Below are 21,109 nucleotides of genomic sequence, written 5' to 3' on the forward strand. Positions count from 1 at the left end.
TCATCAAACTCTTCAGGCGCATATCACTGCGGGTTGGCACGGGTGCTGGAAAGCAACGTTTTCAAGCTGGCAGCCTTGGGCTTGACCAACCAGAAACGGCGCAGGTAGTCATCGAGGTTTTCTGCGAGTTCACGACCCCACTCGCTGTCGGTTTCCTCGACGTACTCGTTCAGCACGCGTTGCAGGTGGCTACGGTAGGCTTCCATCGCTTCGCCGCTGATCCGCTGGATTTCCACCAGTTCGTGGTTGACCCGGTCAACGAAGGTGTTGTCCTGGTCGAGCACGTAGGCGAAACCGCCGGTCATGCCTGAGCCGAAGTTGTAACCGGTTTTGCCCAGGACGCAGACGAAACCACCGGTCATGTACTCGCAGCAGTGATCGCCAGTGCCTTCCACCACGGTGTGAGCACCGGAGTTACGCACTGCGAAACGCTCGCCCGCAGTGCCGGCAGCGAACAACTTGCCGCCGGTGGCGCCGTACAGGCAGGTGTTGCCGATGATGGCACTGTCCTGCGTCTTGTAGGCGCTGCCCTTCGGCGGAACGATGACCAGTTTGCCACCGGTCATGCCTTTGCCGACGTAGTCGTTGGCGTCGCCTTCCAGGTACATGTTCAAACCGCCGGCGTTCCACACACCGAAGCTCTGACCGGCCGTCCCTTTGAAGCGGAAGGTGATCGGCGCGTTCGCCATGCCTTGGTTGCCGTGCTTGCGCGCGATTTCACCGGAGATCCGCGCGCCGATCGAACGGTCGCAGTTGCAGATATCCAGCGCGAATTCGGCGCCGCTCATGTCGTTGATGGCCGAGGTGGCCATATCGATCATTTTCTCGGCCAGCAGGCCTTTGTCGAACGGCGGGTTGCGGTCGACCTGGCAGAACTGAGGCTTGTCTGCCGGGATGTGATCGCTGCCCAGCAACGGGGTCAGGTCCAGGTGGTTCTGCTTGGCGGTCTGGCCTTCGAGGACTTCCAGCAGATCGGTGCGACCGATCAGCTCTTCGAGGGAGCGCACGCCCAGCTTGGCCAGCCACTCACGGGTTTCTTCGGCGACGTAGGTGAAGAAATTCACCACCATGTCGACGGTGCCGATGTAGTGATCCTTACGCAGCTTCTCGTTCTGAGTCGCGACGCCGGTGGCGCAGTTGTTCAGGTGGCAGATACGCAGGTATTTGCAACCCAGGGCAATCATTGGCGCGGTGCCGAAACCGAAGCTTTCAGCGCCGAGGATGGCCGCCTTGATCACGTCGAGGCCGGTTTTCAGGCCGCCGTCGGTCTGTACCCGGACTTTGCCGCGCAGGTCGTTGCCACGCAGGGTCTGGTGGGTTTCGGCCAGGCCGAGTTCCCACGGAGCGCCCGCGTATTTGATCGAGGTCAGCGGCGATGCGCCGGTGCCGCCGTCGTAGCCGGAAATGGTGATCAAGTCCGCGTAGGCCTTGGCCACACCGGCGGCGATGGTGCCGACGCCCGCTTCTGCTACCAGTTTCACCGAGACCAGGGCCTTCGGGTTGACTTGTTTCAGGTCGAAAATCAGCTGCGACAAGTCTTCGATCGAATAGATGTCGTGGTGCGGTGGCGGAGAAATCAGGGTCACGCCCGGCACTGCGTAACGCAGCTTGGCGATCAGACCGTTGACCTTGCCGCCTGGCAGTTGACCGCCTTCGCCGGGCTTGGCGCCCTGGGCAACCTTGATCTGCAGCACCTCAGCGTTGACCAGGTATTCCGGGGTGACACCGAAACGGCCTGTCGCGACTTGCTTGATTTTCGAGCTCTTGATGGTGCCGTAGCGCGCCGGGTCTTCGCCGCCTTCGCCGGAGTTGGAACGCGCACCGAGGCGGTTCATGGCTTCGGCCAGGGCTTCGTGAGCTTCCGGCGACAGTGCGCCAAGCGAAATGCCGGCGGAGTCAAAGCGCTTGAGCACCGATTCCAGCGGTTCGATCTCGCTGATGTCCAGCGGCGTGGCCAGCGTCTTGACGTTGAACAGGTCGCGGATCATCGACACCGGACGGTTGTCCACCAGCGACGTGTATTCCTTGAACTTGCTGTAGTCGCCCTGCTGCACAGCGGCTTGCAGGGTGTTGACCACGTCCGGGTTGTAGGCGTGATATTCGCCACCGTGGACGAACTTCAGCAGGCCGCCTTGCTGGATCGGCTTGCGCGGGCTCCAGGCTTCGGCGGCGAGGGCTTTCTGCTCGGCTTCGATGTCGACGAAACGTGCGCCCTTGATGCGGCTCGGCACGCCACGGAAGCTCAGGTCGCAGACTTCCTCGGACAGGCCGATGGCTTCGAACAATTGAGCACCGCGGTAAGAAGCGATGGTCGAGATACCCATCTTCGACAGGATCTTCAGCAACCCTTTGGTGATGCCTTTGCGGTAGTTCTTGAACACCTCATAGAGGTCGCCCAGGACTTCACCGGTACGGATCAGGTCGCCCAGCACTTCATAAGCCAGGAACGGATAAACCGCCGAGGCGCCGAAGCCGATCAACACCGCAAAGTGGTGCGGGTCGCGTGCGGTGGCGGTTTCCACCAGGATGTTGGAGTCGCAACGCAGGCCTTTTTCGGTCAGGCGGTGGTGTACCGCGCCGGTGGCCAGGGAAGCGTGGATCGGCAACTTGCCCGGTGAAATGTGACGGTCGCTCAGGACGATCTGGGTGCGACCGGCGCGAACGGCTTCTTCAGCCTGATCGGCGACGTTGCGCACGGCAGCTTCGAGGCCGACGCTTTCGTCGTAGTTGAGGTCGATGATCGCGCGCTCGAAGCCCGGACGATCGAGGTTCATCAGCGAGCGCCACTTGGCCGGGGAAATGACCGGCGAGCTGAGGATTACGCGCGAGGCGTGTTCCGGCGACTCCTGGAAGATGTTGCGCTCGGCACCAAGGCAGATCTCCAGCGACATGACGATGGCTTCACGCAGCGGGTCGATCGGCGGGTTGGTCACCTGCGCGAACTGCTGGCGGAAATAGTCGTACGGCGTGCGCACGCGCTGGGACAGCACGGCCATCGGCGTATCGTCGCCCATGGAGCCAACGGCTTCGTAGCCTTGTTCGCCGAGCGGACGCAGCACTTGGTCGCGCTCTTCGAACGTGACCTGATACATCTTCATGTACTGCTTGAGCTGATCGACATCGTAGAACGCCGAACCGTGGTCGTTGTCTTCCATGGTCGCCTGGATGCGCAGGGCATTCTTGCGCAGCCATTGCTTGTACGGATGACGGGACTTCAGACGGTTGTCGATCGCGTCGGTGTCGAGGATCTGGCCGGTTTCGGTGTCCACGGCAAAGATCTGGCCCGGGCCAACGCGGCCCTTGGCGATCACGTCTTCAGGCTGGTAGTTCCAGACACCGATTTCCGACGCAAGGGTGATGAAACCGTTCTTGGTGGTGACCCAACGCGCCGGACGCAGACCGTTACGGTCGAGCAGGCACACCGCGTAACGACCGTCGGTCATTACCACGCCGGCCGGGCCGTCCCACGGTTCCATGTGCATCGAGTTGTATTCGTAGAACGCACGCAGGTCCGGGTCCATGGTTTCGACGTTCTGCCACGCAGGCGGAATGATCATCCGCACGCCACGGAACAGGTCGATGCCACCGGTGACCATCAGCTCGAGCATGTTGTCCATGCTGGAGGAGTCGGAACCGACGCGGTTCACCAGCGGGCCGAGTTCTTCCAGATCCATCAGATCGTTGGTGAACTTGGTGCGACGGGCCTGGGCCCAGTTGCGGTTGCCGGTGATGGTGTTGATCTCGCCGTTGTGGGCGAGGAAGCGGAATGGCTGGGCCAGCGGCCATTTCGGCAGGGTGTTGGTGGAAAAGCGCTGGTGGAACACGCAAATCGAGGTTTGCAGGCGCTGATCGCTGAGGTCTGGATAGAAGGCGGTCAAATCCGCCGGCATCATCAGGCCTTTGTAGATGATGGTCTTGTGCGAAAAGCTGCAGATGTAGTGATCGACGTCGGCGGCGTTGGCCACGGACGAGCGACGACGGGCGCTGAACAGCTTGATCGCCATGTCCTGATCGCTCAGGCCTTCACCGCCGATGTAGACCTGCTCGATCTGCGGCAGGCGCTCAAGGGCCAGGCGGCCGAGGACGCTGGTGTCGATCGGCACTTTGCGCCAGCCGACCAGGGTCAGGCCTTCGGCCAGGATCTCGCGGTTCATGTTCTCGCGAGCGGCTTCGGCTTTGACCGGGTCCTGGTTGAAGAAGACCATGCCCACCGCATATTGCTTGGGCAGTTCGACGCCGAAGGTTTCCTGGGCGATGGCTCGCAGGAACACGTCCGGCTTTTGAATCAGCAGACCGCAACCGTCACCGGTCTTGCCGTCGGCGTTGATCCCACCGCGGTGGGTCATGCAGGTCAGGGCCTCGATGGCCGTTTGCAAAAGGGTATGACTGGGCTCGCCCTGCATATGGGCTATCAGGCCGAAACCGCAGTTATCCTTGAATTCATCTGGTTGGTACAGACCTGCTTTCATAGACACTTTCTCACCAGGCTGCCTCTTATCGAGGCAAATTTCTTTTCAATTCAACCACTTACCATCCGCGCCGAACGTACGCCAGCTTTGCGGGGGCAAAAGGGAGGTCATTGTACACACCGACACAGAGGCTCACAAATTTGACGACGAAATGTCGCAAATCTATGTCGCATTTGTGAAAGGTTTAAAGCGATCTGCTGTGCTAGTCAAAACTTTTTTAATTTTGACTGCAACGACTCAAAGACTACTGTGACGCAGACACCACAAGGCACGCGGCCTGTAGAGGCGGCATGCGCTTGTAGAAATTTTGAGGTGCCGGGAGAGGCGGCCTGGGTAAGGCCGCCGAATCTTCAGCGAGTTGTTGCCAGTTCCTGTTGGACGCTGGCGACAGTGCGAGGCCAAGGTTTACCAGCCTGAACCTTCGCTGGCAAGGCCTTGATGGCGGTAACGGCTGCATCGCGGTTGGCGAAGTTACCGTAAGTGATGACGTAAAGCGGCTTGCCGTTGAGGACTTTCTTGAAATAACGGTACTCGCCGCCCTGCTCTTTCACGAAGTTTTGCGCGGTCGCCTCGGAGCTGGTGCCGAGGATCTGCACCACGTAGTTACCCGGAGCCTGACCGGCGTACCAGGTGCCGCCGGCAGCCTTGGCCGCAGCCGCAGGTTTCTCGGCAGGCTTGGCGGTTGCGACGGCCGCAGGCTTGGCTGGCGCAGGCGCTGGTGCCGGCTTCACTGCTGGCGCCGTCGGAACCGGCTTGGCCGTCGCGACCTGAGTCGGCGCTGGTGCAGGCGCTGGCGTCGGCTTGGCGGCTGGCGTCGGCGCAGGACCGGCCTGGATGCCCGCAGGAGGCGCGATGGTGGTCACGGTCGGCGGTGTAGCGCTGGAACCCTCTACCGGCACGCCATCGTCGCCCTCGGTAATGCCACCGGCGGCTTCAGCCAGCGGGCCACGCATGACCGGCTGCGAGTTGCCGACCAACGGCAATGGCATCGGTTGCGAATTACCGGCGAATTCCACGGCAGGTGCGCCGCCGCTGTTAGGTTGTGGCGTGCCCTGCCCGAGCGGCAGTTGCGCCTGTTCGTTGGCAGGTGCGCCGGTGGTCGGTGCTTTGCTGCGACCCGGCATCAACCAGGCGGCGGCTACCGCGACCACGACGACGGCGGAAATCGCCAATACGTGTTTCTTCGGCATGTTGAACCCCATACTTGGACGCTTGACCGCTGAGCGGCTGGCAATCATGGCTTCGATCATTGCATCGCGGGCAACCTGGTTGATGTTGCCAGGCCAGCCGTCGGAGCTTTCGTGAATATCAGAGATCTGTTCTGCGGTGAAAAGTTCGATACCCCGTCCAGCACCTTCAAGCCGCTGGTCCAGATATTCGCGGGTTTCTTCTTCGGTGTAAGGCTGCAGTTCGATGACGTGGAAGCGCTCTTCTTCAAGGCTCAGCGCCTCAAGTTGAGCGATCAGCGAGGATTCGCCGAACAGGAACACGTGCGGGCGGCCTTCCGGCGCACCGGCGGCCAGCTCCATCAAGGCTTCGAGCGCGGACTCGTCGAGCTGCTCGGCGTCATCCACCAGCAAATAGACTTCCTGACCGGTCAGCGCGAGCTGCACGACCTGAGCCAGAATCGCGCCGGTCTCGGCCTCGGCAACGTTCAGCGCCTGAGCCACCTGACGCAGCACGCCCGCCGCATCACCGGCGCCACGGGCGGAAACCACCACGCTTTGAACGGACTGTTTATTGGTGCTGGCCACCAGAGCCTGACGCAACAGGGTCTTGCCACTGCCTTGCGGGCCGGTGACCACCAGCAGCAACTGGCTGTAACGAGCCAGATGGTGCAGCTGACCCAGCACAGGTTTGCGCTGGGCCGGGAAGAATTTGAAGCCAGGCACCCGTGGAGCAAAAGGGTCATGACTCAACTGGTAATGGCCGAGGAAAGCCTCGTCGGCGTGCAAACTAGTCATCGGGATCTTATTAACCTTTAAGCTGAGCCAGGGCGCGGTAATCCGCTCCCAGCGTGGCCTGTAGAACCTCTTTCGGATAATCGTCGGTCACCACTGCTTCGCCCATGTGGCGCAGCAGCACCAGGCGCAAACGACCGTCGATCACTTTCTTGTCAATTGCCATGTGTTCGAGAAAATCGGCTTCAGTCATCTCTTCAGGCGGGATGACCGGCAGGCCGGCACGCTGGAACAGGCGAATGCCGCGATCACGCTCTTGCTCACTGATCCAGCCCAGACGCGTGGACATTTCCAACGCCATTACCGTACCGGCAGCGACCGCTTCACCATGCAGCCAGACACCATAGCCCATGTGGGTTTCGATGGCGTGGCCGAACGTGTGGCCCAGGTTCAACGTGGCGCGAACACCGGTTTCCTTTTCATCGGCGCCGACCACCGCCGCCTTCGCCGCGCAGGAGCGCTCGATGGCATAGGTCAGGGCGACCTGGTCCAGGGCGCGCAGGCGATCGACGTTTTCTTCGAGCCAGGTCAGGAAGGGCTCGTCGCAGATCAAGCCGTATTTGATGACTTCAGCAAGCCCGGCGGACAACTCGCGGGCCGGCAGGGTATTGAGGGAGGCGGTATCGATCAGCACCACGTTCGGCTGATAGAACGCGCCGACCATGTTTTTGCCCAGCGGATGATTGATCCCGGTCTTGCCGCCCACCGAGGAATCGACTTGCGACAACAGAGTGGTTGGAACCTGGATGAAATCGACGCCACGCTGGTAACAGGCGGCGGCAAAACCGGCCATGTCGCCAATCACGCCGCCACCGAGGGCGATCACGGTCGTGCGACGGTCGTGTCGTGCGGTCAGCAAGCCGTCGAAAATCAGTTGCAGGGTTTCCCAGGTCTTGAAGGCTTCGCCGTCGGGCAGCACCACGGAAATCACCGAATACTGCGCAAGGCTGCGGGTCAGACGTTCAAGATAGAGCGGCGCAACGGTTTCGTTGGAGATGATCGCCACTTGCCGTCCGCGAATATGCGGGGCCAGCAGCTCAGGCTGATCCAACAAACCTTCGCCAATATGAATCGGGTAGCTACGCTCGCCTAGATCGACCTTGAGTGTCTGCATGTGTCCCCACAGTGAAGATGAAATCAGGCATCCCGCCTTGAGTTATCGAGTATCCAGGGCATCTGATGGTGTGACGCCGTTCGGTAGCCATCCGCCACAACCTTGAGCGGTCGTGGCAGGACGCCGAGGATAGCGCATTTCGCGCTGCGCTTTAACGGGGAGGCAGCTGCTGCAAGCGCTCGAGAATATCGAGCACCACCATACGCGGCGGCCGCTCATCCGTTTCAACCACCAGGTCGGCGATTTCCCGATAAAGCGGATCGCGCAACTCCAGCAAATCCCGAAGGGTCTTGGCCGGGTCGGCAGTACGCAACAGAGGCCGATTGCGGTCGCGGGCAGTGCGGCCGACCTGCTGCTCCACGGAAGCGTGCAGATAAACCACCCGACCACCGGCACGCAGCGCCCGACGATTGGCTTCGCGCATGACTGCACCGCCACCGGTCGCCAGCACCACGCCGTCGCAATCGCACAGCTCGGCAATCATCGCCTGCTCGCGGTCACGAAAGCCCGGTTCGCCTTCCTTATCGAAGATCCATGGGATATTGGCGCCCGTGCGCAATTCAATTTCCTTATCGGAATCTTTGAATGGCAGGCGCAGCTCTTTGGCCAGCAACCGGCCGATGGTGCTTTTTCCAGCCCCCATCGGTCCAACAAGAATCAAATTTCGCACAGAATCAATGACTCACAGCAATCGCCTGGTTGTTCATGATACGCGGAGTGAGAAATACCAGCAGCTCGGATTTTTTCTCCGAAACCACGTCACGCCGGAAAAGGCGGCCAAGATACGGCACATCGCCGAGAAATGGCACCTTATCTACAACCTTGCTCTGAGTATTTGAGAAAACGCCACCGATTACGATGGTCTCGCCGTCATTGACCAGGACCTTGGCGTTGACCTCGTTTTTCTTGATCGGCGGTACATCCTGGACCTTGTTCAGGTAGTCCGGTTCGTCCTTGGTGACCTTGACCTCCATGATGATCCGGTTGTCCGGGGTGATCTGCGGCGTCACTTCCAGCGACAACGAGGCCTCTTTGAAGGACACCGATGTGGCGCCGCTGGAGCTGGCCTCCTGGTACGGGATCTCGGTGCCTTTGAGGATTTTTGCGGTTTCCTTGTCGGACGTGACCACTTTGGGCTGTGAGACGATTTCGCCGTTACCGGTTTTCTCCATCGCGGTCAGCTCAAGATCCAGCAGCACATTGTCGGTGATGAAGGCGATGCCGAGCCCCGAGGTATTGGCGGCGGCGCCCATATCGACGAACGGCGAGTTGGTACTGGTGCTGCCAGGCGTGCCGATGGTCGACGAAGCATCGGCGCCGTTGCTGACCCCGGACGTGTTCCAGTTGCCCTTGTTCTGCAACGAACCACCCCAGCGCACGCCGAGGCTTTTGTCATAGTCGACGTTGGCTTCGACGATTCGCGCCTCGATCATCACCTGACGCACCGGGATGTCCAGTTGCGCGACGATCCGGCGAAGCTCGTCGAGGCGATCCTGGGTCTGATAGGCAATGATGTTGTTGGTCCGGTCATCGACAGTGATCGAACCCCGCTCATCCACTTTTGCCTCGGCACTGGTCACCGACGTGAACAGCTTGGCGATATCCGCCGCCTTGGCGTAATTGACCTGCAGCAGCTCACGACGCAATGGCGCCAGATCGGCAATCTGCTTCTGCGACTCCAGCTCCTGACGTTCGCGCGCGGCAATCTCGTCGGCCGGCGCCACCAGCAACACGTTGCCGATCTTGCGCTTGTCCAGCCCCTTGGTTTTCAGCACCAGGTCCAGCGCCTGATCCCATGGCACGTTTTGCAGACGCAAGGTGATGCCGCCCTGCACCGTGTCGCTGGCCACCAGATTGAGGTTGGTGAAGTCGGCGATCAGTTGCAGCACCGAGCGCACGTCAATGTCCTGGAAGTTCAGCGAGAGCTTTTCACCGGTGTAGGCAAAACGTTCGGCGTTGCGCTTTTGCAGGTCATCGACGGTCATCGGGCGAATGCTGACGGTGAGCTTGTTGTCGGTCTGGTAGGTCGAGTAATCGAAGGCGCCGCTGGGCTCGATGCTGATGGTCGCCCGATCACCGGTGGCACTGGCGCTGACGAACTGCACCGGCGTGGCGAAATCCTTGACGTCCAGGCGCACTCGCAGAGGTTCTGGTAATTGGGTTCTGGCAAAATTAAGGACGATCCTGCCATCGCGCTCCTGAATGTCCGGGGCGATGGAAGGGTCCGACAGGTCGATGACCACGTTGCCTTCGCCTTGGGTTCCACGCTGGAAATCCACGCCGCGAATGGCCTTGCTCGCCGGCGCATAAGCCTTGGCCGGCGCCGCAGTTGCCGTGGCGACCCGCGAAGGCCTGGCGGCAGGCGCGGCAGCGTTACTGCCTCCCCGCCCGACCACAACAAACAGGTTGTTACCTTCGACCCGTGCGGTGTACGGGGTCAATTGAGTCAGGTTGATGATCAGCCGCGTGCGGTCCTTGGCTTCCACCACCGTGGCGCTGCGGGCGTTGCCGCCGCCAAGATCACGGGTCTTGCTCGCCAACCGGCTGACCACGCCAGGCAGATCCAGCGCAATCCGCGCAGGCTGCTCCGTCGTGTAACCATGGGGCTCCGGCGGCGCGCCATCGAATGACAACTTCAACTCGACGCGGTCTCCCGGCAGCGCGGCAACATCCAGCGCTTTGAGGTTGGCCGCTTGTACCATCGGCGACAGCAACGCTATCCATAGCGAAATACCGAAGGTTGCGAAAATCCTGTTCATTATTCGAGTTCCACTATGAGTGCTCTTTCAAAGGGATAGTCCGTGGCCGCTCCAGCCAGGCGCCTTCGCCGTCAGGAACGATTTCGACCACATCGACTTGCGAGCCGCTGATGGCGACGATCCGGCCATCATTGCGCCCCAGGTAATCGCCGACTTTCAGCCGATGCACACCGCCCGCCCCGCGCAACAGCGCAAAGGAGCCCGCCGCATTGGAGATCGTGCCGACCATTTCAAACTGCTCGATGTTGAAACCTTCGAGGTACTGCTTGACCCGGCTGGGGTCTGGTTTGACATTGCGTGCGCCATGTTTTTGGCCGGCCAGATCAATTCTGAGCTGCCGGGAAAACGGGCTTCGCAAGTTAGCCGCGCTGTAGGTGAACGTCGGGTAAGACCGGAATGTCGGCGTTGGTTCAATCCTGCCCGGCGCACGCAGACGCATTTCGTTCATGTAAGCGTCGAGATCACTGAAGTCATTGCTGCCATCACAACCGGCCAGGGCGGCCAACATCCCGATCATCGGAAAAATACGAACCGGGCTCATTTTTGCAGCCCCTTGTCGTTGTAGCGGTAAGTCTTGGCGAGGATGCTCATGCGCAATTTAGCGCCGCCTTCGGGGTTGGCCGGGGCAAGGTCGAAATCATGCAGGGTGACGATCCGTGGCAGCCCCGCCACGCCACTGACGAACGTGGCGAGGTCATGATAGGCACCGGTGACAGTGATCTGGATCGGCAGTTCGATGTAGAACGGCTGGGTCACCTCAGGCAGCAGTTTGATCTCTTCAAACTCCAGCCCGCTTCCGAGGCCGGTACGGGTGATGTCCTCCAGCAGACCGGGCACTTCAGTGTCGCTAGGCAGTTGCCGCAGGAGTACGCCGAAGGAGTTCTCCATTTCCTTCATCTGCTGGGTGTACAGCTCAAGATTCGCCGCCATGTGGGCCTTGGTGGCGAATTGCTCCTTGAGGGTCGACTCTTCCTCGCGCTTGAGTTCAAGCTGGCTCTCAAGGTCACTGATGGAAAAGCTGTAGCCCAACGCCAACACCAGAATCATCAATAGAAGACCCGCCAGCGCCTTGATGGCGGGCGGCCAGGACCCCATGTTGTTGGTGTCCAGATCGTTGATGTCGATCTTGCGCAGCCCTTCGATCCATTCGGCCGGCTTCATTGAACGGCCTCCACGGCAGCAGGCTGGGTCTGGCGCACGGTCAACTGAAAGACGTTGGCCTGATCCAGTTGGCCTGCGGTGGTCGCCTTGACCTCTGTCAAGGTGGGCGCATCGAACCAGTCCGATGCATCCAGATTGCGCATCAAGTCGGAAACTCGGTTATTGGATTCTGCCGCGCCGGTGATGGACAGGGTTTTACCTTCCATTTTCACCTCGGTGAAATAGACCCCGTCCGGCAGGGTTCGCGCCAACTGATCGAAGATCCGCCCGCTGATCGGACGATTGCCTTGCAGGTCCTGAATGATGCGCATGCGTTCGACCAGTTGCTGACGCCGGGCCTTGAGGTCGCTGATCTGTTTGATCCGTTCGTCGACCACCGCAATCTGTTTACCGATGTAATCGTTTCGGGCGACCTGTCGGTCGATGGCGCCGTTGATGGCCCGATCCGCGACCAGCACCACTGCCACAGCGCCCACCAGCACGCCGACCAGCGCCAGCAAAAAGCGTTTGCGACGCGCGTCCCGCAGCTCTTCGCGCCAAGGTAAAAGGTTGATCCGCGCCATCAGTCGAAGCTCCTGAGGGCTAACCCGCAGGCGATCATCAGCGCCGGCGCGTCACTGGCCAGGGCACCGGCGTTGACTTTGCTGCCCAGGGTCATGTCGGAGAAGGGATTGGCCACTTGCGTCGAAGTGCCCAGACGCTCCTCGATCAATCGGTCCAGCCCCGGAACCGAAGCGGTGCCGCCAGCCAACAGGATATGGTCGACCGAGGTGTACTGGCCGGAAGCGAAGAAAAACTGCAACGAACGCGACACTTGCTGCACCAGTGCATCACGGAAGGGCTGCAACACTTCGCTGACGTAATCGTCCGGCAAACCGCCCTGCTTCTTCGCCAGCCCCGCTTGCTCAACGGTCAGGCCATAACGCCGCTGGATTTCTTCCGTCAGTTGACGACCGCCGAACAACTGTTCGCGGGTGTAGATGATTTTCCCGTTGCGCAGCACGCTCAGGGTGGTCATGGTCGCGCCGATGTCGACCACGGCGACCGTCAGATCCTCGCGAGACGCCACCAGATGCCCGGTCAGCAGGCCGAATGAGCGCTCCAGCGCGTAAGCCTCGACATCGACCACGCGCGCCGTCAGGCCGGCCAGTGCGAGCGCCGCTTCACGGACTTCGACGTTTTCCTTGCGACAGGCTGCCAGCAGCACACTGACCCGTTCCGGGTTGCGTGCCGATACGCCCTGTACTTCAAAGTCGATGGCGACTTCGTCCAGTGGATAAGGGATGTATTGATCGGCCTCGATCTTCAGCTGGTTTTCCAGCTCGTCGTCGGAAAGACCTGCATCCATTTCGATGGTTTTGGTGATGACGGCAGAACCGGCCACGGCTACGGCCACATTCTTGAGGCTGGTTCTGGCCTTGAGCAGCACGCGTGAAAGGGCCTGACCCACGCCTTCGAGTTCGGCGATATTTTTCTCGACCACTGCGTTGGCGGGTAGCGGTTCAACCGCATAAGCCTCGACCCGATAGCGGTCGCCCTGGCGGCTTAACTCCAGAAGTTTCACCGACGTGGAGCTGATGTCGATCCCCAAAAGCGTATTGGCTTTTTTATTGAAGAGTCCTAGCACTACCAATTCCCTATGACTATCCGTGTCTTACGGACTCTGTAATGTCCGTTGCGTTCAAACCACCCGTCTTGACAGCAGCGCAAATGACGCTCTCGACGTAAAAATGCTTATAATGCCCAGCGTTTTTTTCCGGTTTTTACTGCAAGCGCGGGTCGTTCCCTGTTTATCTGAACCCTGCTGCCTAATTCATTCTTTGCCCTGGATATCCCAAAGCCTTGATTCGTCTGCTGAAATTCTTCGGTTGGTCCATCGTCGCCGTTTTCTGCGGACTGCTCCTTGGTCTGAGTGGCGCGTTTCTTTACCTTAGTCCGGGATTGCCTTCTGTGGAGGCACTGCGAAGCATCCAGTTGCAGATTCCATTGCGCGTCTACAGCAGCGACAACAAGTTGATCGCAGAGTTTGGCGAAATGCGCCGTACACCGATCCGTTTCGCCGACATTCCCCCCAATTTCATTAATGCGTTACTAAGTGCTGAAGACGACAATTTCGCCAACCACTACGGCGTCGATCCCAGCAGCCTGATGCGTGCCGCCACCCAATTGGTCAAAAGCGGACACATCCAGTCCGGCGGCAGCACCATCACCATGCAGGTGGCGAAGAACTTCTTCCTGACCAGCGAACGCAGCTTCTCGCGCAAGACCACTGAAATCCTCCTGGCCCTGCAGATCGAACGGCAGCTGACCAAGGACGAGATCCTCGAGCTGTACGTCAACAAGATCTACCTGGGCAACCGCGCCTACGGCATCGAGGCCGCGGCGCAGGTTTACTACGGCAAGTCGATTCGTGACGTCAGCCTGGCGCAGATGGCGATGATCGCCGGCCTGCCGAAAGCTCCGTCGCGCTTCAACCCGCTGGCCAATCCGGCTCGCAGCAAGGAACGTCGCGACTGGATCCTTGGCCGCATGTACAAGCTCGGCAAGATTACCGAGAGCGATTACACCGCCGCGATCAACGAGCCGCTGAACGCCAGCTATCACGTGCCGACCCCGGAAGTGAACGCGCCGTACATTGCTGAAATGGCCCGCGCCGAAATGGTCGGCCGCTACGGCAGCGATGCCTACACCGAAGGTTTCCGCGTCACGACCACCGTGCCGAGCAACCTGCAGGAAATGGCCAACACGGCCGTCCACGAAGGCCTGATGACCTACGATCAGCGTCACGGCTATCGCGGTCCCGAGTCGCGCCTGCCGGGCAAGACCCGCGAGGCCTGGATCTCGGAGCTGACCAAGCAGCGCACCATCAGCGGCCTTGAGCCGGCCATCGTCACGCAGGTCGAAAAGAACGGCCTGCAAGTGCTGACTCGTACCGGAGACGAACACATCGGCTGGGACAGCATGAAATGGGCGCGGCCGTTCCTGAACACCAACAGCATGGGCGCCAATCCGAAGCAGCCCTCGGATGTGGCTCAGGTCGGTGATCTGATTCGCGTACAGCGTCAGCCGGACAATTCGCTGAAATTCAGCCAGATCCCGCAAGCTCAGGGCGCACTGGTCTCCCTTGATCCGCAGAACGGCGCAATTCGCTCGCTGGTCGGCGGCTTCGCCTTCGAACAGAGCAACTACAACCGTGCCCTGCAGGCCAAGCGTCAGCCGGGCTCAAGCTTCAAACCGTTCGTGTACAGCGCCGCGCTGGATAACGGCTACACCGCCGCCAGCCTGGTGAACGACGCACCGATCGTGTTCGTCGACGAATACCTGGACAAGGTCTGGCGTCCGAAGAACGACACCAACACCTTCCTCGGCCCGATCCGCCTGCGTGAAGGGCTGTACAAGTCGCGCAACCTGGTGTCGATCCGACTGGTACAGGCGCTGGGCGTCGATCGCACCATCGACTACATCAGCAAGTTCGGCTTCAACAAGCAGGACCTGCCGCGCAACCTGTCGCTGGCCCTGGGCACCGCGACCCTGACGCCAATGGAAATCGCCACCGGCTGGAGCACGTTCGCCAACGGCGGCTTCAAGATCACCCCGTACATCATCGACAAGATCGAAAGCCGCAATGGCGACACGCTGTTCGTCGCCAATCCGCCAAGCGTGCCGAAAGGCGATGTGGCCACCGACGGCATCGCCGCGCCGACCGCCGAGGCCTTTACGGTCAACGCGACGCCGGGCGAAGCTCCAGGTCTGCCAACACCTCAGGCGCCGGCCGTGGCCGAACGCATTGTCGATGGTCGCACCACTTACATCCTCAACAGCATGCTCGAGGACGTGATCAAACTCGGCACCGGCCGTCGCGCACTGGCCTTGGGGCGCCCCGACATTGCAGGCAAAACCGGTACGACCAACGAATCGAAGGATGCCTGGTTCTCGGGCTATAACGCCGATTACGTGACCACCGTCTGGACCGGTTTCGACCAGCCGGAAAGCCTGGGCAAACGCGAGTTCGGCGGCACCGTCGCCCTGCCGATCTGGATGAACTACATGGGCGCCGCGCTCAAAGACAAGCCGCCGCATACGCAACCGGAACCTGAAGGCATCCTCAGCCTGCGGGTTGACCCGGTCAGCGGCCGGGCAGCCACCCCAGGCACGCCTGGAGCGTACTTCGAGCTGTTCAAGGCCGAAGATACGCCTCCGTCGGTGAATGAGCTGGGTAACGGCAATGCGCCGGGCAGCCCGCTGCCAGCGGATGAAGCGGCGCCGATCGATCTGTTCTGATCGCAGCACCACCCGAAAAGCCCCGCCTTCGAGAGAAGTGCGGGGCTTTTTGTTGTCTGCGATTTATGGGTTGTGTTACCCGGCCTCTTCGCGGGCGAGCCTCGCTCCTACAGGTTTTGTGTTGTACGCAGTATTCGCGACCGGCACAAAACCCGTAGGAGCGAGCGGTGCGGCGATCCGACTTGCCCGCGAAGAGGCCCGCACAGACAACACACAAACCACAGGCAATAAAAAACCCCGGTTCACAAGAACCGGGGCTTCGGTTGAAGCGTTACAACGGCTTAGCCGTTGAACACATCATCCACGCTTTTCAGCGGGTAGTTCTTCGGATACGGCAGGGTTGCCACGCCGGTCTCGATTGCAGCCTTGGCCACGGCATCGGAGATCAGGGTGATCAGACGCTTGTCCATTGGCTTCGGAATGATGTACTCACGACCGAATTCCAGCTTGATGCCGCCGTAGGCGTCGCACACTTCCTGAGGAACCGGCAGTTTGGCCAGTTCACGCAGGGCGTTGGCTGCTGCCACTTTCATTTCTTCGTTGATGCGCTTGGCGCGAACGTCCAGAGCACCACGGAAGATGAACGGGAAGCCCAGTACGTTGTTGACCTGGTTCGGGTAGTCCGAACGGCCGGTCGCCATGATCACGTCGTTACGGGTGGCGTGTGCCAGTTCCGGGGAGATTTCCGGATCCGGGTTCGAGCACGCGAACACGATCGGGTTGGCCGCCATGGACAGCAGGCCTTCAGCGCTCAGCAGGTTCGGACCGGACAGGCCGACGAACACGTCTGCGCCTTGCAGGGCGTCAGCCAGGGTGCGCTTGTCGGTCGCGTGAGCGAAGACAGCCTTGTACTGGTTCAGGTCGTCACGGCCGGAGTGGATCACGCCGGTACGGTCAACCATGTAGATGTTTTCGATGTTGGCGCCCATGCTCACCAGCAATTTCATGCAGGAGATGGCGGCCGCACCGGCACCCAGGCAGACGATCTTGGCGTCGGCGAGGGTTTTGCCAGCGATTTCCAGGGCGTTGATCATGCCGGCGGCAGTCACGATTGCGGTGCCGTGCTGGTCATCGTGGAATACCGGAATGTCGCACTGCTCGATCAGAGCGCGTTCGATCTCAAAGCACTCAGGTGCCTTGATGTCTTCCAGGTTGATGCCACCGAAGGTGATGGAGATGCGCTTGACGGTGTCGATGAAGGCTTGCGGGCTTTCGGAGTCGACTTCGATGTCGAAAACGTCGATGCCGGCGAAGCGCTTGAACAGCACGCCCTTACCTTCCATCACTGGCTTGGAAGCCAATGGGCCGAGGTTACCCAGGCCCAGAATCGCGGTGCCATCGGAAATGACTGCAACCAGGTTGCCTTTACCGGTGTATTTGTAGGCCAGTTCAGGATCGCGGGCGATTTCGCGTACTGGTTCGGCTACGCCGGGGCTGTAGGCCAGCGACAGGTCGCGGGCGGTAGCGGTGGCCTTGGTGAGCTCGACACTCAGCTTACCTGGACGAGGATGGGCGTGATATTCGAGAGCGGCAGTTTTCAGATCAGACATGGGGGCATTCCGCTTTTACTGTTGGACAGACTGGTCAGCGAGGATACGCGCCTCGCAAAGTCCCCACAAGACTGACCAGTCACCCCTGTCAAGCGCCCCGCCCTACGACTTTGGGCCAAGAGCCACGGAACACAAGGGATAGACTGTTCACAATCGACAATAAAAATGTCTACAATTTTTTTATCAAGGTGCCGCTTGCAACATCGCCGGATCGGTCAATGGAAGAAGCCAGCGCGCTTGCCCCGCTTGCAATCCGCCACGGCGCGAACGGTCCACGACCCAGCCACGGGCCTCGACCTGCTTGCCTTTCAGGCGCTCCAGCGCCGCACCATCAAATTGCCCCAGCAAATTGGGCGCAACACGCAGTACAAGAGAATCCTGCAACTCGATCCAAACACCGCCGCGATTGCGTTGAACCTTGCTCACACGCCCACTGACCACCGCGAAGCCGGACGTGTTGATCTGCTCCGCTTTCAGTACAGGCGACTGGCGCCACACACCGAGCCCGGCTTGCCGCGCACTGCGTTCCGCTGCTTGCTGACAGGCGACCAGATCGACATTCGGCGCGACCGCCACCAGGAAACCGAGCCCTTCTGCGAGCATCTGCGCTTCGAGGTTGGCACCCTTGGCACCATAAAGATGCGCAAGGGTACGACCGTAGTGATCCTTGCTCTCTTTACCCGGCAGCACACCGACCTGCCCGCCGCTGGCAGCCACCAATGCTTCCAGGCGCTTGCGTGCCGCCACGGCGAACGGCTCGTCGGAGCGGCCCTGTTTGCCCAGCTCGGGCGTATTCAAGCCGATCATGCGCACGCTGCGGCCATCGCTCAGGCGCAGCGTGTCGCCATCCACCACCCGTTGCACCGCGACCGACGTCAGCCCGCTCGGCACCGGGCAGAAGGCCTGGGCGCCCGAAAGCCAAATCGCGGACACAAAAAAGGCGCCCGCAAGGGACGCCTTTTTTATCAGTCTGGAGAAGCCGGAACGACCTTCCAAAATGATTGGCCTTAGGCCTTTTTCGCGCCGAAAGCACCGAAACGGTCTGCGAAGCGCTGAACGCGGCCGCCAGTGTCCAGAGTCTTTTGCTTACCGGTGTAGAACGGGTGGCATTCGTTGCAAACGTCGATCGCCAGGGCTTTGCCGAAGGTCGAACGGGTTTCGAACTTGTTGCCACAGCTGCAGGTAACAGCGATGGCTGGGTATTCTGGATGGATATCAGCTTTCATGGTGTCTTCCTCAGGCTGCGTGCCGCCACCCAACACTATTGTTGAATACCGCACGTAATTAGGCCGCGGATTCTACCAGACAATCTCAATCACGCAAGCTGTCGCTGAGACCGACCGTCTGCTAGGCTCCCGACCCAATACGCGATCCCCTGTAGGAGTGAGCCTGCTCGCGATAGCGGTCTGCCAGTCGCCACAATGTTGACTGCAAGATTGCTATCGCGAGCAGGCTCACTCCCACAGGTTATATGTCACGCCCCCCCTATTGTTTGTTGATCGAGACCCCCCGCGTGCCCGACGCCATTTTGCGCCTCGCCCTGCCTTCGCCCCTGCGCCGCCTGTTCGATTACCGTGCCCCGGCCGGAGTCCTGCGCGCCCAGTTGCAACCGGGCATGCGCCTGCGCGTACCTTTCGGCCGGCGGGAGATGATCGGGATTCTGGTGGAGGTCACCGACACCAGCGAAGTGCCGGCAGAAAAGCTCAAACCGGCCCTGGCCCTGCTCGACGCCACGCCGCCCTTGCCGCCAGCGCTGTTCAAGCTGTGCCTGTGGACCTCTCAGTATTATCAGCACAGCCTCGGCGACACCTTGAGCTGGGCGCTGCCGGTGTTGTTGCGTCAGGGCGAGCTGGCCGAAGCGCGCCAGGAACGTTTCTGGTCCGCCGCGCCTAGCGCCAGCCTCGATGACCCGCGCATCGCCCGGGCCCCGCGTCAGCGCGAGGCGCTGGCAACCCTGGCGCAGCATCCTCATGGCGTCGCCCATCAGTTGCTGAGCAAGCTGATGCTGAGCAAGGACAGCCTGGATCTGCTGCTGGCCAAGGATCTGGTGCAAGTGGAGATCCGCAAGCACGCCCCCGGCGCCCGCCACGAGCACTGGCTGGCGCAACCGGAATTGCCGCTCAACCCTGAACAACGCGCCGCCTATGAAGCGATTCGCGCCGGGTTCGACAGTTATCACGCGTTCCTGCTGGCCGGCGTCACCGGCAGCGGCAAGACCGAAGTCTATTTGCAGTTGATCCGCGAAACCCTTGAAGCCGGCAAGCAAGCACTGGTGTTGATCCCGGAGATCAACCTCGGCCCGCAGACCCTGGCGCGCTTCGAACAACGGTTCAATGCACGCATCGCACTGATCCACTCAGCGGTCAACGATCGCGAGCGCCTCGAAGCCTGGCTCGCCGCGCGCGACGGCGACGCCGACATTATTATCGGCACCCGTTCGGCGCTGTTCACGCCGATGAAAAACCCCGGCCTGATCATCATCGACGAAGAGCACGACGGCTCTTATAAACAGCAGGAAGGCCTGCGCTATCACGCCCGCGACCTGGCATTGGTGCGCGCACGGCAGGAAAACATCCCGATCGTGCTCGGTTCCGCCACACCTTCGCTGGAAAGCCTGCACAACGCCTACACCGGACGTTACGGCCTCCTACGCCTCAATGAGCGTGCTGGCGGCGCCAAGCAACCGCGCTTCCTGCGCCTGGATGTGAAAAGTCGCCCGCTCGACAGCGGCATTTCCGGGCCGATGCACCAAGCCATCGGCCAGACACTCGCGGCCGGCCAGCAAGTATTGGTGTTCCTCAACCGTCGAGGTTTCGCCCCGACGCTGCTGTGCCACGACTGCGGCTGGATGTCCGAATGTCAGCGCTGCGATGCGCGAATGACCGTGCACCAACGCTCCGGCGAACTGCGCTGCCACCATTGCGGCTACGTCGAACGCGTGCCCCGGCACTGCCCGAAGTGCGGCAAAGTGGATTTGCGGCCGGTGGGCGCCGGCACCGAGCGTGCCGAGGAACGCCTGGCCATTCTGTTCCCGGATGTTCCGGTGCTGCGGGTCGACCGCGACAGCACGTCGCGCAAGGACGCGATGAATCAGTTGTTCGCGACCATTCAGAAGGGTCACCCGTGCATTTTGGTGGGCACGCAAATGCTTGCCAAAGGGCATCACTTCCCACGGGTGACGCTGGTGTCGATTCTCGATGCCGACGGCGGATTGTTCTCCGGTGACTTCCGCGCCAGCGAACGCATGGCGCAACTGATCGTGCAGGTCGCCGGTCGCGCAGGCCGGGCTGAAGAGCCGGGCAAAGTGATCATCCAGACCCATCTGGCGGACCATCCGCTGCTGGTGCAACTGACTGAACAAGGCTACTTCGCGTTCGCCGAACAGGCGCTGAGCGAACGACGCTCCGCCGGTTTGCCGCCGTTTGCGCATTTGGCGCTGCTGCGGGCCGAAGCGCACAAACCGGGGCAGGCTGAAGGGTTTCTCGACGAGGCGTGCAGCGAGGCCGAGCGTTTGCTGGCCGAACAGAATCTGACCGGGATCGAATTGCTCGGGCCGGTGCCTGCACCGATGGAACGTCGGGCCGGGCGTTATCGCGCGCAGTTATTGTTGCAGGCAACGGCCCGGGCGCCGCTGCACCGGTTGCTGGCCAGTTGGTTGCTGGTGCTGGAGCAGATGCCGAGTGGGCGGGCGGTGCGCTGGTCTTTGGATGTCGATCCTGTGGATTTGTATTGATAGATAGATCGCCTTCGCGGGCAAGCCTCGCTCCTACGGGTTTGTGTCGTTCACAATATTGGCAAACGACTCGACCCTGTA

At 60.8% G+C, this 21,109-nt stretch carries 14 protein-coding genes; 2 read left to right on the forward strand and 12 right to left on the reverse strand.

Going from position 1 to position 21,109, the window contains the following annotated elements; translation table 11 throughout:
• Positions 1-23: 23 nt before the first annotated feature.
• The 9 genes from gltB to KGA97_RS10350 form a co-directional block, all read right to left on the reverse strand.
• On the reverse strand, positions 24-4,469 hold the full coding sequence (gene gltB / locus KGA97_RS10310; protein ID WP_223480719.1) for a glutamate synthase large subunit: 4,446 nt from the start codon (positions 4,467-4,469) through the stop codon (positions 24-26).
• 350 nt (positions 4,470-4,819) lie between these two features.
• Complete coding sequence (locus KGA97_RS10315) at positions 4,820-6,433, reverse strand: AAA family ATPase (protein WP_223414669.1); 1,614 nt, start codon at positions 6,431-6,433, stop codon at positions 4,820-4,822.
• Positions 6,434-6,443: 10 nt separating this feature from the next.
• On the reverse strand, positions 6,444-7,544 hold the full coding sequence (gene aroB / locus KGA97_RS10320) for a 3-dehydroquinate synthase (RefSeq protein ID WP_008041853.1): 1,101 nt from the start codon (positions 7,542-7,544) through the stop codon (positions 6,444-6,446).
• A gap of 151 nt (positions 7,545-7,695) precedes the next feature.
• On the reverse strand, positions 7,696-8,214 hold the full coding sequence (gene aroK, locus KGA97_RS10325) for a shikimate kinase AroK (RefSeq protein ID WP_032828585.1): 519 nt from the start codon (positions 8,212-8,214) through the stop codon (positions 7,696-7,698).
• A gap of 4 nt (positions 8,215-8,218) precedes the next feature.
• Positions 8,219-10,303 carry a type IV pilus secretin PilQ gene (pilQ, locus tag KGA97_RS10330; protein ID WP_223480720.1) on the reverse strand — a complete coding sequence of 695 codons (2,085 nt, stop codon included), beginning with the start codon at positions 10,301-10,303 and terminating at the stop codon, positions 8,219-8,221.
• A gap of 13 nt (positions 10,304-10,316) precedes the next feature.
• Positions 10,317-10,844, reverse strand: a complete 528-nt coding sequence (locus KGA97_RS10335; protein ID WP_192226856.1) for a pilus assembly protein PilP — start codon at positions 10,842-10,844, stop codon at positions 10,317-10,319.
• Positions 10,841-11,464 (reverse strand): type 4a pilus biogenesis protein PilO, encoded by a 624-nt coding sequence (pilO, locus tag KGA97_RS10340; RefSeq protein WP_223450383.1) that lies wholly within the window; start codon positions 11,462-11,464, stop codon positions 10,841-10,843. Before pilO ends, KGA97_RS10335 begins: the two co-directional genes overlap by 4 nt.
• On the reverse strand, positions 11,461-12,027 hold the full coding sequence (locus KGA97_RS10345) for a PilN domain-containing protein (protein WP_008041859.1): 567 nt from the start codon (positions 12,025-12,027) through the stop codon (positions 11,461-11,463). Before KGA97_RS10345 ends, pilO begins: the two co-directional genes overlap by 4 nt.
• Complete coding sequence (locus KGA97_RS10350; protein WP_223480721.1) at positions 12,027-13,091, reverse strand: pilus assembly protein PilM; 1,065 nt, start codon at positions 13,089-13,091, stop codon at positions 12,027-12,029. Before KGA97_RS10350 ends, KGA97_RS10345 begins: the two co-directional genes overlap by 1 nt.
• Positions 13,092-13,309: 218 nt before the next feature.
• On the opposite strand from KGA97_RS10350, the gene KGA97_RS10355 reads away from it, so the two are divergent.
• Positions 13,310-15,745 carry a penicillin-binding protein 1A gene (locus tag KGA97_RS10355; protein ID WP_404943241.1) on the forward strand — a complete coding sequence of 812 codons (2,436 nt, stop codon included), beginning with the start codon at positions 13,310-13,312 and terminating at the stop codon, positions 15,743-15,745.
• A gap of 281 nt (positions 15,746-16,026) precedes the next feature.
• On the opposite strand, the gene KGA97_RS10360 is transcribed toward KGA97_RS10355, so the two are convergent.
• The 3 genes from KGA97_RS10360 to rpmE form a co-directional block, all read right to left on the reverse strand.
• Complete coding sequence (locus tag KGA97_RS10360; protein WP_008025204.1) at positions 16,027-17,295, reverse strand: malic enzyme-like NAD(P)-binding protein; 1,269 nt, start codon at positions 17,293-17,295, stop codon at positions 16,027-16,029.
• A 183-nt stretch (positions 17,296-17,478) separates the two neighbouring features.
• A complete protein-coding gene (locus KGA97_RS10365; protein ID WP_223480722.1) occupies positions 17,479-18,291 on the reverse strand; it encodes a thermonuclease family protein in 813 nt (270 codons plus the stop codon).
• A gap of 11 nt (positions 18,292-18,302) precedes the next feature.
• Complete coding sequence (rpmE, locus tag KGA97_RS10370; RefSeq protein WP_008025207.1) at positions 18,303-18,521, reverse strand: 50S ribosomal protein L31; 219 nt, start codon at positions 18,519-18,521, stop codon at positions 18,303-18,305.
• Between the two features lie 287 nt (positions 18,522-18,808).
• Between rpmE and KGA97_RS10375 the strand changes: the two genes are divergently transcribed.
• Positions 18,809-21,028: a primosomal protein N' gene (locus KGA97_RS10375; protein ID WP_223480723.1), complete on the forward strand. Its 2,220-nt coding sequence runs from the start codon at positions 18,809-18,811 to the stop codon at positions 21,026-21,028.
• Positions 21,029-21,109: the final 81 nt, after the last annotated feature.

It is taken from the genome of Pseudomonas sp. BF-B-15, assembly GCF_019946675.1.
Taxonomy (GTDB): Bacteria; Pseudomonadota; Gammaproteobacteria; order Pseudomonadales; family Pseudomonadaceae; genus Aquipseudomonas; species Aquipseudomonas migulae.

Bases quoted from the DNA above. Each gene is read 5' to 3' on its own strand.
- gltB (WP_223480719.1), bottom strand. From the start codon at position 4,469: ATGAAAGCAGGTCTGTACCAACCAGATGAATTCAAGGATAACTGCGGT.
- KGA97_RS10315 (WP_223414669.1), bottom strand. From the start codon at position 6,433: ATGACTAGTTTGCACGCCGACGAGGCTTTCCTCGGCCATTACCAGTTG.
- aroB (WP_008041853.1), bottom strand. From the start codon at position 7,544: ATGCAGACACTCAAGGTCGATCTAGGCGAGCGTAGCTACCCGATTCAT.
- pilQ (WP_223480720.1), bottom strand. From the start codon at position 10,303: ATGAACAGGATTTTCGCAACCTTCGGTATTTCGCTATGGATAGCGTTG.
- KGA97_RS10335 (WP_192226856.1), bottom strand. From the start codon at position 10,844: ATGAGCCCGGTTCGTATTTTTCCGATGATCGGGATGTTGGCCGCCCTG.
- pilO (WP_223450383.1), bottom strand. From the start codon at position 11,464: ATGAAGCCGGCCGAATGGATCGAAGGGCTGCGCAAGATCGACATCAAC.
- KGA97_RS10345 (WP_008041859.1), bottom strand. From the start codon at position 12,027: ATGGCGCGGATCAACCTTTTACCTTGGCGCGAAGAGCTGCGGGACGCG.
- KGA97_RS10360 (WP_008025204.1), bottom strand. From the start codon at position 17,295: ATGTCTGATCTGAAAACTGCCGCTCTCGAATATCACGCCCATCCTCGT.
- rpmE (WP_008025207.1), bottom strand. From the start codon at position 18,521: ATGAAAGCTGATATCCATCCAGAATACCCAGCCATCGCTGTTACCTGC.